The organism is Breznakiella homolactica (assembly GCF_016616095.2).
Taxonomy (GTDB): domain Bacteria; phylum Spirochaetota; class Spirochaetia; order Treponematales; family Breznakiellaceae; genus Breznakiella; species Breznakiella homolactica.
In genome coordinates this window covers 4434940-4450755 of sequence record NZ_CP067089.2, presented here as the reverse complement: position 1 = coordinate 4450755, position 15816 = coordinate 4434940, and the positions used below count along the sequence as shown (strand labels likewise).

The following is a 15816-nucleotide window of genomic DNA, read 5'->3' as shown; positions in this document are numbered from 1 at the left end:
TAATTGATTTTATAAACGCAGGGAATAAATTTATCGTGGCAGGGCACAAGGAACCCGACGGGGACTGCGTCGGGAGCCAGCTGGTCCTGTGCTCACTCCTGGAACGGCTCGGCAAAACCGCGGTCCCCTGCTCCTCAGGGCCGTTCAAACGCATCGAAATTCAGCAATACGAAAGCCGTTTTAAACCGTTTCCCTCCGAAGCAGACCGGGAAAACGCCAGAGTAATAATATGCGACTGTTCATCCCCTGAACGGACCGGGGATCTGGGACCGTATCTGGAGGGACTTCCCTCGGCGGTAATCGATCACCATGCCTCGGCGAATCCCGCGGGGGATGCGGTTTTTCTCGATACCAGCGCGCCTTCGGTGACCGCAATGGTACTTGCGGTAATTGAAGCCTTCGGCCTCAAACCGACCGGAGAGGAAGCGGAACTTCTGCTTTTCGGCCTGTGCACCGATACGGGGTTCTTCCGCCATGTGGATGAGAAGGGAGCGGAAACCTTCCGGGCCGCGGCGCGGATGATTGACGCCGGGGCAAGTCCGAAAAAAGCTTTCCTGGCCATGAACGGCGGGAAAAGCCTGGATTCCCGTATTCTCATGGGGCTCGTCCTTTCCCGGGCGGAACCCCTCTTCGGCGGAAAGCTCATTCTTACCACGGAAGAATATGATGAAACCCAGCGTTTCGGACTCCAGGGCAGGGATTCGGATACCCTCTATCAGCTTCTGCAGTCCGTAGCTGGAGTTGAAGCTATCGCGGTAATCCGCCAGGAAACCCCGGAGAACTGTACCGTGGGACTCAGGTCCCGGGATGCGGTGGATGTCTCCAAAATAGCCCAGGCCTTCGGCGGCGGCGGCCATAAAAACGCCGCGGGGCTCAGCGCAGCCGGCACGATCGCTGACGTGCGCTCCCGGCTGATTGAGGAATTCCGCAGAGTTCTGTAGATTTACCGTTTTTTCTGACCCGCCGGAAATCTCTTTTTTCTTTAAAACTAAAAATGTCTGAATTTAGGCAATACAGCATTCATGACATCTGTCATATCAATAGAATGAAAATCGCATATCCCGCTGCCAATAAAAATTTCCGCGTATTTCGGGGACCTGGGTTTTTCCCATACCGCCGATAATTACCGCCGCCGCAATATATATGTATTGCTATACAGTATCTGCTTACAATAAAAGTAAATAAACGGTATCCAACAGGGCGGCAAAAAACAGCCCCTGATTTCCTGTAAAGCGCCGTTCGGAAGAAAATTTCAGCCCCGGAAGACGCCGCCGCACCGGCAGCCCCGGGAAAGAAAATCTTCCGGAAAAAAGAAAAAAATAATATAAAAACCAATTCAAAATGATATAATCCCGGCCTTATTAGTTTACCGTTTCATGAAAACAGTTATCCCGCACATCACAGGCAAGGAGGAATCATGCAGTACCCTCTGACTTTGACGGAGTATATGAATCAATATACCCGGGGATTTATAAACAGGAAACAATTGGAAGATAATATTTTCAGATTCATCTTAGAAAATGCCCGGCGGTTCAATGTTCCCCGGTGGAACCAGGAAGACTATACTGATTACCTGTGCTGGCTGTACCCCCGGATATGCCGGGCCATAGAGAATTATACCGACCGGGGCTCTTCCTTTGACGCGTATATCGGGTCATTAATCCGCTGGTCCGCCCGGGAATACCGTTCGAAGGAAGCGGACCATTCGGCGCTTGAACAGGCGTACTGGAACGCGCGGACCATGGATATGGTAACCCTCAACGAAGAACCGGCTTATCCGGAAATCCAGATTCCCTTTAAAACCGTACCGAATCCGCGGCAGGTGCTGATACTGCTTCTGAAGTGCTATTATTTTGTCTCCGATGATTTTATAGAACGGGTGGCCCCGGCGATTAAAGTCGATAAAATCATTCTGAAGAAACTTATTGAAAAACTGCGGCAGATACGCGCTGTACGGGACGGGGAGATCATGGGGCTCCGGGAACGTATCTTCAATCAATATTACCGGTGTATTTCTTTTGAAGAACGGATGAAGGCGGCGCCGGAAGGATCCGCCCACCGGGAGAATATGCGGGACCGGCTTCAAAAAGGCCGGAAGCGGCTGGCATCCATGCGGAAACGCCTTGCGGGGATGCGGACCGAACCAAGCAACCGTCAGGTGGCGGAGGTCCTGGGGGTTCCCAAAGGCACGGTGGATTCAAATCTGTATGCCTTAAAAGAAAAATGGAAGCACAGCCGGGACTAACCGTTCCGGGAAGCACCGGCCCCGGCTTGAAGCACCGCCATCCCCGGGGTAGTATACTGCCATGCTCAGTTACCGCCACGCTTTTCACGCGGGCAATGCCGGGGATGTGCTCAAGCACTCGGTCCTGGGGTTCTGCCTTTCGTATCTCGGAAAAAAGGATAAACCTTATACGTATATCGATACCCATGCCGGCGCGGGCGGATATTCCCTGAACCGGGGGTTTGCGGCAAAAAACCGGGAATGGGAAGCGGGGATTGCCAGGATAACGGCGGATGAAACCGTCCGGGCCTGTCCGTTATTCGGCCCGTATTTCTCGGTGCTGGGCCGTGATTTTCCGGATAATGACTGGTACCCGGGATCGCCCCTGATTGCCCAGACGCTGCTCCGCGGTCAGGATGAGGCCTTTTGTTTTGAGCTTCACCGGGCGGATTTTACACTGCTGCAGGAAAACCTCGGAAAAGACCGGAGGTTTCACCCCAGGAACGAGGACGGGCTCGGAGCATTAAAAGGGCTGCTTCCGCCCCGGTCCGGACGGGGATGTGTTTTTATAGATCCCTCATACGAAATGAAGACCGATTACGAACAGATTCCGCAAGCCCTGGCCATGGGTATCCGCCGTTTTCCCGCGGGGGTATATATCATCTGGTTTCCCCTGCTGAACCGCAGGGAAGCCCGGGAATTTCCCGCTGTTTTAATGGAGCTGTACCAGGGAAACCGCTGCTGTGTGACCCTGCAAACATCACCGGTGCCTCCCTCGGAGCGGGGAATGTACGGCAGCGGACTGGCCGTTTTTAATCCCCCCTGGGTGCTTAAGGAAGCTCTGGAAGAAAGCCTCCCTGCCCTCGCCGCCGCATTGGGTGGTTCCTGGCGGCTTTCCTGGACGGACTGAAAGGTCATGCAACTATTGGGCTTCGCCGGGGTCCAAATGTACATGACGCAGCCCAGAAAGAATAAATCCTTCAAAGAAATTACGGAACTCCCCTTTCAGACCGTGGGAGAAGAAATAGCCAACTCCATTCTCCACGGCATTGGGGTACTCCTGGCCGTAGCCGGGCTGGTCCTGTTAACCCTCCGGGCCAATGGTTACATTGGCGGCAGGGGCGGCGGCGCCCTGGCGGTTACTTCCTATGTTATCTTCGCCGTCACTATGATATGCATGTTCCTTGCGTCAACCCTGTATCATGCCATCCAGCACAAAGGGGCTAAGCGGGTGTTCAGGGTTCTTGACCATTCGGCAATCTACCTGCTTATAGCCGGAACCTACACTCCCTTCTGCCTGACCGCCCTGCCGGGCGCCTGGGGATGGAGCCTGTTCGGTGTGGAATGGGGCCTTGCCGCCGCGGGTATAACCCTTTATGCGGTCAACTACAAACCGCTGAAAAAAATTGAAGTCGCCGTTTATATTCTCATGGGATGGGCCATTGTGATAGGGTGGATCCCGCTGTACCGGGCAATCCCCAGGATCAGTTTGATCCTGCTTCTTGCCGGCGGTCTGGCATATACCCTGGGAACGATCTGGTACCGTAAAAAGGACACCCGCGGCGCCCATGTCACCTGGCATGTTTTCGTGCTTATCGGCGCGGTATGCCATTGGTGGTCCATCTGGTTCATGAGCTGACAGAAGGACATCCGCGTTCATCGTTAAGCATCAAAGCAGCATGGAGGTGACGGTCCGGGAGGCCTGCTAACTGACACGGATGCCTTTTGAACAGCCTTAAACTACCCCGAGTATTATAAACCCAGTACATGGGGAAACGCCCCTCTTTCCGGGTAGTACAGAGCCGGTTAAGCCGGAAAGCACCCGGGTATGATGGTAACACCGGGTGCTTTCCGGATTGGAAGACTCTGCACTGCCTCTTCCCGCAGAGGATGTTTATCGGTATAGTATGCCAATGGCAACGGTGGACGACAAGAAAGTAATTTATTCAATGTACCGGGTTTCAAAAAAACACGGCACCAAACAGGTTTTAAAGGACATAAGCCTTTCGTATTTTTACGGAGCGAAAATAGGGGTAATCGGACTGAATGGTTCTGGCAAGTCCAGCCTTCTGAAAATTCTTTCCGGGGTTGATACCGAATTCTCCGGGGAAACATCCGTCAGTCCGGGATTTACCATCGGATACCTTGAACAGGAACCTCGCCTGGAACCGGGGAAAACCGTAAAGGAAGTCGTCTCCGAGGGCGTTCAGGAGCTGGTTGATCTGCTTAAGGAATTTGACGCGGTGAGCGAAGCCTTCGGCGATCCGGACGCGGATTACGAAAAACTCGGGGAACGCCAGGCGGCGATCCAGGAAAAAATCGAAGCCCAGGACGGCTGGAATCTCGACAGCCGGCTGGAACTCGCCATGGATGCCCTGCGGTGCCCCGACGGCGATCAGGTTGTGGATGTGCTTTCCGGCGGTGAAAAACGGCGGGTAGCCCTCTGCCGGCTGCTCCTCCAGAAACCGGACATACTGCTCCTGGATGAACCTACCAACCATTTAGACGCGGAAACCGTGGCATGGCTGGAACACCACCTTCAGCAGTACGACGGAACGGTTATCGCCGTTACCCACGACCGCTATTTTCTTGACAATGTAGCCGGGTGGATCCTCGAACTCGACCGCGGTGAAGGTATTCCCTGGAAGGGAAATTATTCCGGATGGCTCGAGCAGAAACAGCAGCGCCTTGCCCAGGAAGAAAAAGGTGAAAGCGAACGCCGCAAAACCCTGGAACGGGAACTGGAGTGGATCCGCATGAGCCCCAAGGGCCGCCACGCCAAAAGCAAAGCCAGAATAAGCCAGTATGAAAAATTGCTGCAGGACGGGGAACGTGAAAAAATCCGGGAAAATAAAATCACCATCCCTCCCGGACCGAGACTCGGCCAGGTTGTTATCGAAGCTAAAAACGTAACAAAATCCTACGGCGACCGGCTCCTCTTCGAGAATCTTGAATTCACCGTTCCCCCCGGGGCATGTGTTGGGGTTATCGGGCCGAACGGCGCCGGAAAAACGACGCTGTTCAAGCTTATCACCGGTTCTGAAAAAGCCGACGCCGGAGAAATCCGTCTGGGCGAAAGCGTAAAGCTCTCCTTTGCCGACCAGATGCGGGAAGCCCTGGATCCGGATAAGACCGTATGGGAACAGCTTTCCGGCGGTCTGGATATTATAAAACTCGGCGGCGTAAAGGAAGTCAATTCCCGGGCGTACTGCGCGTGGTATAACTTCTCCGGGGCGGACCAGCAGAAAAAAGTCGGTGTCCTCTCCGGGGGGGAACGGAACAGGCTGAACCTTGCCCTCATGCTCAAGGAAGGAGCCAATGTTCTGCTCCTTGACGAGCCTACCAACGACCTTGACGTAAACACCCTCCGGGCGCTGGAAGAAGCCATTGACGGTTTTGCCGGCGCGACGGTGGTAATCAGCCACGACCGTTGGTTTCTGGACCGGATCGCGACCCATATTCTTGCCTTTGAAGACGGGGAAGTGGTCTGGTATGACGGCAACTGGTCGGAATACGCCGAATGGCGCCGCCAGAAGCTGGGTGCTTCCGCCGACAGGCCGCACCGCTATGTGTACCGCAAACTGGAACGATAGATACGGTAAGCAAAAAAGATTTTGATACGTAAGAATTAACCGGCAGCAAGGATGAGGGGACTGTTATGGAATTAAAAATCCGTAAGACAGGAGAAATCTATATTATCGATGCAGAGGGTGATATGGACCTGTATAATTCCTATAAATTAAAAGAACTGCTCATGAAAATGCTTGAAAAGAAAGTTGAGCGTCTCATTATAAATCTTGAAAAAGTTGACTATATTGATTCCAGCGGTATAGGAGCCCTGATCTATATCTGCTCCACCGCTAAAAAGGTAAACCTCAAACTGGCTATCGCCAATATACACGGCTCGGTGAGAAAATCGATTGAACTCACAAAGGTTATGATTTATCTGCCCGTGGCGGAAAACCTCGACGAGGCAATTGCCCAGCTGTCGTAACAGCCCCCGGTCCTTTCTTTATACCTGGCCGGTAATAAAATTCGCGTCCCGGTCGGTAAAGGGTTTTCCGTAGATAAATTCAAAAAGGAACCGCATATCCTCGGGCACGATATCCAGGAACCGGCATCCGAAATATCCCATGGTATTGTCCTTGTACCGGCGGACAATCCGCGCGTTGGCATTGATAGCCCGCTTAGGTGTAACAAGCTTAAGGGACAATTCACTGTCGGGAAGCAGGGACGAGGACAGCTGTGAATGGGGATACGCAAAAAGCAGCCCGGAAGCGCTGATATCTATAACCTTGCCTTCAAAACCCTTATCCTTGATCCGGCCCGTCTCAAAATATCCGTTGGTCTTAAGGGAAAAAGCAAGGACCTTGGCAAACTGGTACAGGGTGTCGATAACACCGTAGTCAAAGGGATGCTTCCCTTCTTTATTGATCCAAATATGGATATATCCGATGACATATTCCTGGAACAGTATAGGAATCCAGGCATCTGAGAAAATATTCTTTTCGAATTTATTGTACAGGAACCGGTCAACCGCCTCGTCGAGGTACTGTACATCAACCCCGGTGCTTTCGAGGTAGCGCCGGAACATATCTTCGGTGATAATACGCCGTTTCGGGTAAGGGTCCGCCTGGGGCAGACGCGCCTGCGTAATAGGGATGAAAAGGGTCTTCCCTGTTTCGGCGACGATACGTTCTTCGGTGCTGGAAGGTTTCTGGTCCTTGAAAATTATCAGCTTGTATCCGTTGGCGTAGTCCTTTATCCACGCCGCCAGCTGGTCGATAAGACCGGATAAATCCCTGGGATCCAAATTCTCGATAAAGGTTGCCACATCCTCGGGTTCGTATTCCTGGATTTTCGGGAAGGAAAGGGAATAGCGGTCCCCGGAAAATGAAAACTGGACCACCAGATCCTGGGGAGACTGGACCCGGGAAAAGGAACGGGCCAGGTTTTTGTACAGAAACTCCGGGGCTTCCGCGACAATATGATCGTCTTTTATCTGTTTTACCACGATGGAAAAAGTTATTATCTGGCCGCGGTAATCGAACATCAGTTCGATTTTCTTATTGACCTTAAGTCCCGCGATAGGCCTGTCGGCTTTGAGGAACATCTCTGTTTTTGTGGGCTTTTCTATATACAGGATATATTCAGTGCGGTCCCGGAGATACATAACCGGAAGCTGTTCATCATACAGGACCTTAAGGAGAAAGTCTTTTTCTATCCGCTTGATCGGTGTCGCCATAGGGTTCCTTAATAAAACCGTTCATACGATGGAGCGGTAAAACGGCTTCGCTCTCCATCCTGGGAAGCATCCCGGGGTTCCTCTAACAGAAGATCCTCCAAGGACCAGCTGCCGTCCGCCTGCCTGATATACAGTTCCCCCGCAGACCGGGTATCCCGTCCGATAAAACGGACCAAAAAAGAAACGCTCCCATCATTTTCTTCCCGGCCTCCTCCTATGCGGTACCGCTGGGGGGACACTTCGGCAAAGATGACCTCAAGATCCGCGGCATAGGCTCTCCCCAGGGACAGGAGCGCGGCTTCACGCTGATCCCGCGAAACAAGGGACTGTACTACCCGCCGGGCGTACTGGTACGCATCCTGCGGCGCGGAACCCCGGCCCAGTTCCCCTATGAGCATATCTTCGGGGTATCTCAGGGATTCACCCTGGACAGGCCGCCGGATCTGCTCAGGAATAGGGTTGCCGTCGCCGCTTCCCGTCCGGGCGGCATCCGTTCCCCGGAGGTTCAGCACGGGGTTTGTTTCCCCGCTCTCGCCGGATTCCCGCTCCTGAGCTCCGGCGCCGCCGCCCTCATCGGTCCCGGGAATTCCGAAAGGATCACCGCCCGAAGGAGGTTCCTGCGGAGCCGCGGAGGTTTCCACATGGGATACGGCGGCGGCCCCCTGAAGGGTCCTCCCGGCATCACCGTTCCGGCCGTTTTTGGTACAGGAAGCGCTGAGCCCCGCAATTACCAAACCTGCTACACAGGCAATGGCCGTATAAAAAACGCGTTTCCTGAGCATCTTACTTATTATTTTAAACTTCCCCGGGGGAAAGGTCAATTTAAACGCCGGATTCTTGTGCTTTTTTGTAATATTTTCTGTTAACTATATATCAAGTAAAAAAATAATACAGATAATAAAACATTTTGAAAAATGGGAAAAACACGTATGGACATACAGAGAATTGCCGTTTAGTATTTCCGCAGGAGTTATTATGGCACAGACGGTTACGGAAAAAATAATCGCCGCCCATTTGCTGGACGGTACCATGAACCCCGGAGAAAACATCGCGATCCGCATTGATCAGACCCTTACCCAGGACGCGACCGGGACAATGGCGTATCTTCAGTTCGAAACCATGGGGCTGGACCGGATAAAAACCGATGTATCCGTTTCTTATGTGGACCACAATACACTCCAGGAAGACTGGAAAAACATGGACGACCACCGGTATCTCCAGAGCGTCGCCGCAAAATACGGCCTCTGGTTTTCCAGGCCGGGGAACGGGATCTGCCATCAGGTCCACCTGGAACGGTTCGGCCTTCCGGGAAAAACCCTTCTTGGATCGGATTCCCACACACCCACCGGCGGCGGACTGGGCATGCTGGCCATCGGCGCCGGCGGGCTGGATGTCGCCGTAGCAATGGGCGGCGGCGCGTTCCATCTGGTAATGCCAAAAATCATCGGGGTCCGGCTCTCCGGCGCCCTCACCAGAGGAGTGTCCGCCAAAGATGTCATTCTTGAGGTCCTCCGGCGGGAGACCGTTAAGGGCGGCGTCGGGGCGGTGTATGAATATTTCGGTGACGGAGCCGCGTCGCTTTCGGTGCCCCAGCGCGCAACCATCACCAACATGGGCGCGGAACTGGGAGCAACCTCATCGGTATTCCCTTCGGACAGCGTAACCAGGGAATACCTGGAAGACCGGGGACGGGGTGACGGCTGGATAGAACTCTCCGCGGACCCGGACGCCGGATATGACCACATCATTGATATCGATCTTTCCCGGCTGAAACCCCTCGCGGCTCAGCCGCATTCGCCCGACGCGGTAGCCCCCGTGGCGGATATTGCGGGAATCCCCGTGGATCAGGTGGTGATCGGTTCATGTACCAATTCATCCCTGGACGACCTTGCCGCCGTGGCGGAAATCATGAAAGGCAGGACCGTGGCGCCCGGTGTGTCCGCCGGAATCGCCCCGGGAAGCCGCACCACCCTCCTCGCGGCCGACAAAGCCGGCATCCTGGGAGAACTGATCCGTTCGGGATTCCGTATTCTGGAAAGCGCCTGCGGTCCCTGTATCGGGATGGGCTTCGCGCCCAAATCCGGCGGGGTCAGCCTCAGAACATTCAACAGGAATTTCAAGGGCCGGTCCGGCACGGCGGACGCGCAGCTGTATCTCGTATCCCCGGAAACCGCGGCGGCGGCGGCCCTGACCGGGAAAATAAGCGATCCCGCTTTGCTGGATTTTTCAAAACCCGATACCCGGGAATTCATGCTTGAGGGTCTTGCCCTGGCGGCGGACGGGATGCTGATCGCGCCGCTGCCCCCGGAGGAAGCGGCCCGGGTCGCCATTGAACGGGGACCGAACATTAAACCCTGCCCGGTGCCGGTCCCCATCGGCGACGGTGTGTCCCTGGAGGTCATTCTTAAAACCGGGGACAATGTAACCACCGACGATATCATGCCCGCCGGAGCAAAGGTACTGCCCCTGCGTTCCAACATCCCGGAAATCTCAAAATTCGCCTTTGCCCGGCTGGATGAAAATTTCTGGAAACGCGCCCAGGAGGCGGGAAGCAGCATCATTGTGGGAGGAACGAACTACGGGCAGGGATCGTCCCGGGAACACGCCGCCCTTGCCCCCATGTACCTCGGAATCAAAATCGTGCTGGTAAAATCCTTTGCGCGGATACACAAAGCAAACCTGATAAACTACGGGATTCTTCCCCTGGTTTTTTCAGATCCCGCGGATTACGGGAAGATCCGGCAGGGGGACACCCTGGCGCTTTCCGGGATTCATGGTTTTCTTGAAGGGAACGGCAGTGAGCTCACGGTAACCAATACCACCAAAAATGAATCCTATAGGGTCCTGCTCGAGGCGGATACCCGGGACAGGACCATCCTCCGCGCCGGCGGTTTGATCCCGTATACGGGATCCCGGGGAGCTTAATACCAGGCTATGCAGAAGGATATCCGCCAGGTACTGAATGAAGGTTACTCCGAAGCGATCCGGGATGTTCTCTGGGGTCATATCTACCTTACCCCGGAAATGCAGGCCCTGACGAAATCAAAGGCATTTATGCGTCTCACCCGGATCATGCAGCTGGGCCCCGCTCTGTACACCTATCCGGGGGCGACCCATACCCGGGCGGCCCATTCCGTTGGGGTATACCACCTGTCGAGGCGGCTCATCCAGGATCTGTGCGCAAAAGGAGCCGATGCGTGGGTAAGCGCTCCGGGAATCTGTTCATTTCTCTGCGCCGCCCTGCTGCACGATCTCGGGCACTTTCCCTATACCCACTCCCTTAAGGAGCTTCCCCTCAAATCCCATGAAGAACTGACCGGGGAACTTATCCTCGCCGAACCGGTAAAAAGCCTCGTCGCCAGAACCGGGGCGGACCCGTATTTTACCGCCGCCATTGTGGATACAAAGCTCCCCTGCAGCGGCGAAACGGAACTGCTGTTTTACCGGAAGCTGCTTTCCGGCGTGCTGGACCCGGACAAACTCGACTACCTGAACAGAGACGCCCGGTACTGCGGGGTTCCCTACGGAGCCCAGGATGTGGATTTTACCTACAGCCGGTTGTATCCCCACAAGGAGCGGGGGGTTGATATCGATACCCGGGGAATCACGAGCATAGAATCCATCCTGTTCGCAAAATACCTGATGTACCGGTCCGTGTACTGGCACCGTTCGGTCCGGGCCGCCACGGCCATGGTAAAGAAAGCCCTCCAGGGAGGTCTCGCGGGAGGGGTTCTGAAAAAAGAGGAGCTCTACGGCCTCGATGACCAGGGGCTTTTTGAGGTATTCTCCGGACGGAGCCACCCGCTGTTCTACCTGGCGGAGGCGGTCAGGGACGGCCAGCTGTACGGGACGGCCATGGAAGTTCCCTATGATGAAAAAAAATACCCGAAACTCGCCGGCGGGACCGATTTTTCATCCCAGGAGCAGGACCTTGCCGATGCGGTTTCAAAGATCACCGGGAAAAAACCGAAGCCCGGAGAAATACTGATCGATCTTCCCGAATCCATCTCATTTGAAACCGGCCTGTACGTAAATGACGGCAATTGTACCTTTTCGGAGAGCTCCAGCGCTTTTACCACGGAAACCGTCGAAGCCTTTGTAAAATCCCTCCGGATTATACGTATTTTTATCCATCCCCGGTATGATTTTTCGGATATGCCCGTTTCTTTGGCGGAAGAGATATTGCAAAGGTAAAAAAAACGATTACATTTATTAGTAGACGATGGGAGGCTTAGCCATGGAAATTCATAATATAGCGGAAGATATTGTACTTTCAACCGTCAATGATATCTGCGATACCATTGAGCAGCAGGGAAATCCGGAAAAACTGTGTATCTGCGGTCAGTGCCGGCTCGATACGGCGTGCTATGTGCTCAACCGTATTCCGCCCCATTATGTGATTTCCAACCGCGGGGTTGCCCGGGTTGATATCGAGACCATTGAACGCCAGCAGCAGGAGGCGGACATCGTAGCCCTGGTGCATGAAGGCATACGCCGGGTAAGCCATATCCAGCGCCCGTATGTTAACCATTCGGCACCCCGTACCGAGGCTGCCGCAGCGGGAAATAAACCGGTTTTTAATATACCCACCATCATTGGCCGGGCTTTCAACGGGATTGATTTTTCCCCGGCGGAGGCGGAAATACAGTTATTCCGAAACGGCGCCGTCGTTCCCATGAAAGACTACAACTGGCAGAATCCCTATATGCTGGTTAAGAATACCGCGGGAACTTTTACCTTCTGGCCGAAACCGCTGGAAGCCGAAGCGGCCGGTATCCGGGAAACCTTTGAATATTCGATAAAAATTGCCGCCCCCGGGTTTGAAGAACTGTCCCATTTCTTTAAAATCCCGGTAATAAGCGAACTGCAGACCGCGGAGTCCTTCTCCATGCAGAGAACCTTCAAACTTCCCGATCTGTACCTGTTTCCTCCGGGCAACGACGACAACATAGGCCTCGCCTAAGTCCCGTAAGGTCAGGATCTTTTGCTTACAGCACCCAGGCAAGGCAGCACAGAGACGATTAAAACGAAAAGAACCGGGCCATAATGGCAGCGCCGGGTGTCATGCAAAAGTAGAACTGAGCGACTTTCGAGGCCGAAGGCCGGCGAGGAGCCATTTCAACTTTTGCATGACAGGCCCCGCGGCCCAGGTAAAACGGGTGATTTCTGGATTTAAGACTCTGCGCCGCCCCCGCAATAGACAAAAAAAATGATTCCCGGTATTGTATAGAAACTTCGGGCTGTTGCGCAGCTGGCTAGCGCGCTAGTTTTGGGAACTAGAGGTCGCCGGTTCGAATCCGGCCAGCCCGACTCTCTTTCAGATTAAATTACTTTGTTTCTGGCGTCGGATATTTCCGCGCTTATCCGGGGATCAAGGGGTTTAATATCCATCTCCGGCTTGCCTATGTAATAGCCCTGCAAATAATGCACTCCCATGGCAATAACCGCTTCCATTTCACCCTTTGTTTCCACCCCTTCCGCCAAGGTTTTAATATTCCTTGGGGCGGTATAGGAAATAAGATTTTTAACGAGCTGCTGTTTTCCCTCGTCCCGGTCAATACCGCGGATAATCCCCATATCAATTTTGATAATATCCGGAGAAAAGGTAGTCAAAAGAACTTCGCCGTTGTACCCGGCGCCGAAGTCATCCAGGGCAATCATACCGCCGAAACTCCGCACTATCCGTGCTTTCGCTTCTGACAGTTCCGCGATACTCTGTTCGGTTTCGGTGAGCTCAAGAACAATGCAGGTCAGGTAATCCCGGTAAATTTCGAAGAACCGTTTTAAGTCCTCGTCCTGGAGCATGAGGCTGCCGACGGAATTGAAAAAAACCTTCTGGACCGGGGAAATCTCATGGGTCCGGATTTTATCCACAAAAGTTCCCACCGCGTTGAACCAGGTGGCTTTCTCAAGGAGGTATAATTTCGATTCCGACCGGGCAAGATTGAGAATGTCCGCGGGGGAAGAAAGTTCCGGTATCATGGAGCGCATAAGCATCTCATACCCGTAAACCGAATCATGATGCACATCGTAAATAGGCTGCAGAGCGTACACCAATTCCCGTTTTTCCAGAAGCCGCTCCAGGGCTTCGTGGCCGTGGAGAAGATACGCCCTGGAATTGTATTCTTCTTTATTGAATTCCTGGACGCCGCCCTTGAGGGTGTGTTTGACCGTGTACATCGCGAAATCTGCGTACCGGATAAGATGGCGGATATCCCGCGCGTCATCCGGATAATACGCGATGCCTCCGGAAGCGTGGAGGGTGTACCGGTTCCCCTGGGGAAGCAGAATGTGCTTGGTTCCTATCTTATCATACACACTAAAAATAATATCCCGCAGTTCCTGCTTCGAATTGTATCCGTAGAGGAATACGTTGAATTCATCCCCGGACCGGCGGGAAATTACGGCGTTGTATTTTTCAAAATCCTTTAATATTTCGGCCATGGCCTTAATGTATTTATCGCCGCTCTCATGCCCGTAGGTATCGTTTACGTATTTCAGGTTATCGAGATCACACATCAGAAGCGCGCTGGTTTTAAGTTTCTCCGGTGATACAAACAGAGTATCCAGGTAATTCTGAAACCCCCGGCGGTTGTAAATTCCCGTCAGAATATCGTAATCCCGTTCAAACTCTATACGGATCTTTTCTTCCATTTCCCTGGTTATATCCCGGGCGGTTCCCAGGGTTGTGGTCCCCTCTGTTGTTTCGGTTACCTGAATCCATACGTTTGAGCCGTCCCCGGACATTCTGTCCGCGGACCGGAGCTCCGGTGGCACCCGGTATATCCTGGTATTGCCCTGGCTGGAATACTGATACAGGTTCGTAACAGCAAAGTGAGAAAAAAATACGTCTTTTTTTACGTAATCATCCACGGGCTGCACATCGTTCCAGCCCATGATCGAAATAAACGCATTGCTGCAGAAAACGTCCCCTTCCCCGTCGGTGTATTCAAAAACCCCGATCGGTGTCTGGGCCAATTCAATAATTTTTGAAATTTTCGACGCGGACTCCGCCACCGCAACACTCATGGATTCGATGGAATCCGTCAGCCGGTCAATTTCCCGGATATTGGTCTTGGTAAGGGTTACGCGGTTACGGGTATTGACCGATTCAAGTTCCTGGGCAACGGAACTGATGGGTTTGATAACGATACGCTGGGCGATATACACACAGCAGATACCCAGAAAGAGGCTTACGGTAGAAATGATCAGCAGGAGGTACTTAAGGCGGTCCGGAAACTCGAGGAGCTGCCAGCGTTCTTCCATACCGATAAGGACCCATTGCTGTCCGGCAAAGGGCGTGTTGCTGTTATACAGCCTGAAGGGCTGGACACTGCCGTAATAAGAAATGCCGTCGTCGGAAAAGCGGTATACACTATCGGCGCCGGATTCCGCCCCGGCAAAAACGATATCATCATCAAACCGTACACTGTACGCCCTTGCATTGATACAGACCGGTTCAAACTGAGCACGTCTGTGGTCGGTAATAGCCAGAACGTAAATGCTGTCCGGGCTGTTGCCGATTTCCTCGTACGGCAGAAACCGCCGGAGGTAATTTTCGGTTATGTCAATTCCCAGGACACCGTACACGGTCCCGTCGCTGTAAATAAGCGGTATGGAATAGGTGATAACCGGGGTCGCATCTCCGGCCAGGGTAAACATATTCGACCAGTAGGCAAAATTCCTGCTGTATCGGTTGCCGCTTTCCTGCGCCGCGTTAAGGGGTTTGAAAAAGAAATACTCATTTTTTTCCGTACCGCCGCCGGGAAATTCAAAATTGGCGGTCCAGAAACTGTCCAGGGAAATATCATAGTTCTTGGATACGGACGGAAGGCCCCGTTCCATAAGGATATCCAGCCCGTCTTCGGAAAAATTGGTTGGATCAAGATCGCGGAAATACACACCGGGATAGGTGGGAATACTGTCCCTGCTGTACAGGCTCGCTCCGTTCAGGATAAAAAAGGCGCCGGTAACGGCGTTCTTGCGGAGAAGGCTGATGATATCCGGTACGTTTTTTTCAATAATCATGGCATTCAGTTCGGAATTATGTTCAATATCCTTAATTGAAGCCCCTTCGGCGGCGAGTACAGCGGCAACATTCTGATGGACCGCATTGGTATACAGATCCAAATTTGACCAGCGCTGGATCATCTCATTTTCAAGGTACGTCTTGCGGTTGATCACCCGTTCGTTAAGTATTTTATACGCGTTGCGGGTCGTTTCGGGGATGACGATGCCAAAAATAAAACCGGAAAAGAGAAACAGCTGGAGGAGGAGGACCGCCATGATAGGCACAAGCAGTTTTGTAAAAAGGTTTCCGGCTTTGCTTTTTCGAAACATCAATTTA

General features: G+C 53.2%; 12 protein-coding genes and 1 tRNA gene. 10 read left to right on the top strand and 3 right to left on the bottom strand.

Annotated features, from left to right (window positions below):
• Positions 1 to 35: 35 nt before the first annotated feature.
• The 6 genes from JFL75_RS19950 to JFL75_RS19925 all read left to right on the top strand — a co-directional run bounded on the left by JFL75_RS19950 (position 36) and on the right by JFL75_RS19925 (position 6218).
• Complete coding sequence (locus JFL75_RS19950; protein ID WP_251106209.1) at positions 36 to 941, top strand: DHH family phosphoesterase; 906 nt, start codon at positions 36 to 38, stop codon at positions 939 to 941.
• Positions 942 to 1417: 476 nt separating this feature from the next.
• Positions 1418 to 2245 (top strand): hypothetical protein, encoded by an 828-nt coding sequence (locus JFL75_RS19945; RefSeq protein WP_215628428.1) that lies wholly within the window; start codon positions 1418 to 1420, stop codon positions 2243 to 2245.
• Between the two features lie 61 nt (positions 2246 to 2306).
• Positions 2307 to 3134, top strand: coding sequence for a 23S rRNA (adenine(2030)-N(6))-methyltransferase RlmJ (locus JFL75_RS19940; protein WP_215628427.1), 828 nt, complete (start codon positions 2307 to 2309; stop codon positions 3132 to 3134).
• A 36-nt stretch (positions 3135 to 3170) separates the two neighbouring features.
• Positions 3171 to 3863 carry a PAQR family membrane homeostasis protein TrhA gene (gene trhA, locus JFL75_RS19935; protein WP_223292712.1) on the top strand — a complete coding sequence of 231 codons (693 nt, stop codon included), beginning with the start codon at positions 3171 to 3173 and terminating at the stop codon, positions 3861 to 3863.
• Positions 3864 to 4137: 274 nt separating this feature from the next.
• Positions 4138 to 5817 (top strand): energy-dependent translational throttle protein EttA, encoded by a 1680-nt coding sequence (gene ettA, locus JFL75_RS19930; protein ID WP_215628661.1) that lies wholly within the window; start codon positions 4138 to 4140, stop codon positions 5815 to 5817.
• Between the two features lie 65 nt (positions 5818 to 5882).
• Positions 5883 to 6218, top strand: a complete 336-nt coding sequence (locus JFL75_RS19925; RefSeq protein ID WP_215628426.1) for an anti-sigma factor antagonist — start codon at positions 5883 to 5885, stop codon at positions 6216 to 6218.
• 18 nt (positions 6219 to 6236) lie between these two features.
• On the opposite strand, the gene JFL75_RS19920 is transcribed toward JFL75_RS19925, so the two are convergent.
• Both JFL75_RS19920 and JFL75_RS19915 read right to left on the bottom strand, forming a co-directional pair.
• Positions 6237 to 7469, bottom strand: a complete 1233-nt coding sequence (locus tag JFL75_RS19920) for a PilZ domain-containing protein (protein WP_215628425.1) — start codon at positions 7467 to 7469, stop codon at positions 6237 to 6239.
• An 8-nt stretch (positions 7470 to 7477) separates the two neighbouring features.
• Positions 7478 to 8251: a hypothetical protein gene (locus JFL75_RS19915; protein ID WP_215628424.1), complete on the bottom strand. Its 774-nt coding sequence runs from the start codon at positions 8249 to 8251 to the stop codon at positions 7478 to 7480.
• Between the two features lie 193 nt (positions 8252 to 8444).
• Here JFL75_RS19915 and JFL75_RS19910 point away from each other — a divergent pair, with 193 nt between their 5' ends.
• The 4 genes from JFL75_RS19910 (at position 8445) to JFL75_RS19895 (ending at position 12779) form a co-directional block, all read left to right on the top strand.
• Positions 8445 to 10394 carry an aconitate hydratase gene (locus JFL75_RS19910; protein ID WP_215628423.1) on the top strand — a complete coding sequence of 650 codons (1950 nt, stop codon included), beginning with the start codon at positions 8445 to 8447 and terminating at the stop codon, positions 10392 to 10394.
• Between the two features lie 9 nt (positions 10395 to 10403).
• Positions 10404 to 11663, top strand: coding sequence for an HD domain-containing protein (locus JFL75_RS19905; protein WP_215628422.1), 1260 nt, complete (start codon positions 10404 to 10406; stop codon positions 11661 to 11663).
• 43 nt (positions 11664 to 11706) lie between these two features.
• Positions 11707 to 12432 (top strand): late competence development ComFB family protein, encoded by a 726-nt coding sequence (locus JFL75_RS19900; protein ID WP_215628421.1) that lies wholly within the window; start codon positions 11707 to 11709, stop codon positions 12430 to 12432.
• A gap of 273 nt (positions 12433 to 12705) precedes the next feature.
• Positions 12706 to 12779, top strand: a tRNA-Pro gene (locus JFL75_RS19895).
• 12 nt (positions 12780 to 12791) lie between these two features.
• Here JFL75_RS19895 and JFL75_RS19890 read toward each other — a convergent pair.
• Positions 12792 to 15809, bottom strand: coding sequence for an EAL domain-containing protein (locus tag JFL75_RS19890; RefSeq protein ID WP_215628420.1), 3018 nt, complete (start codon positions 15807 to 15809; stop codon positions 12792 to 12794).
• Between the last annotated feature and the right edge of the window lie 7 nt (positions 15810 to 15816).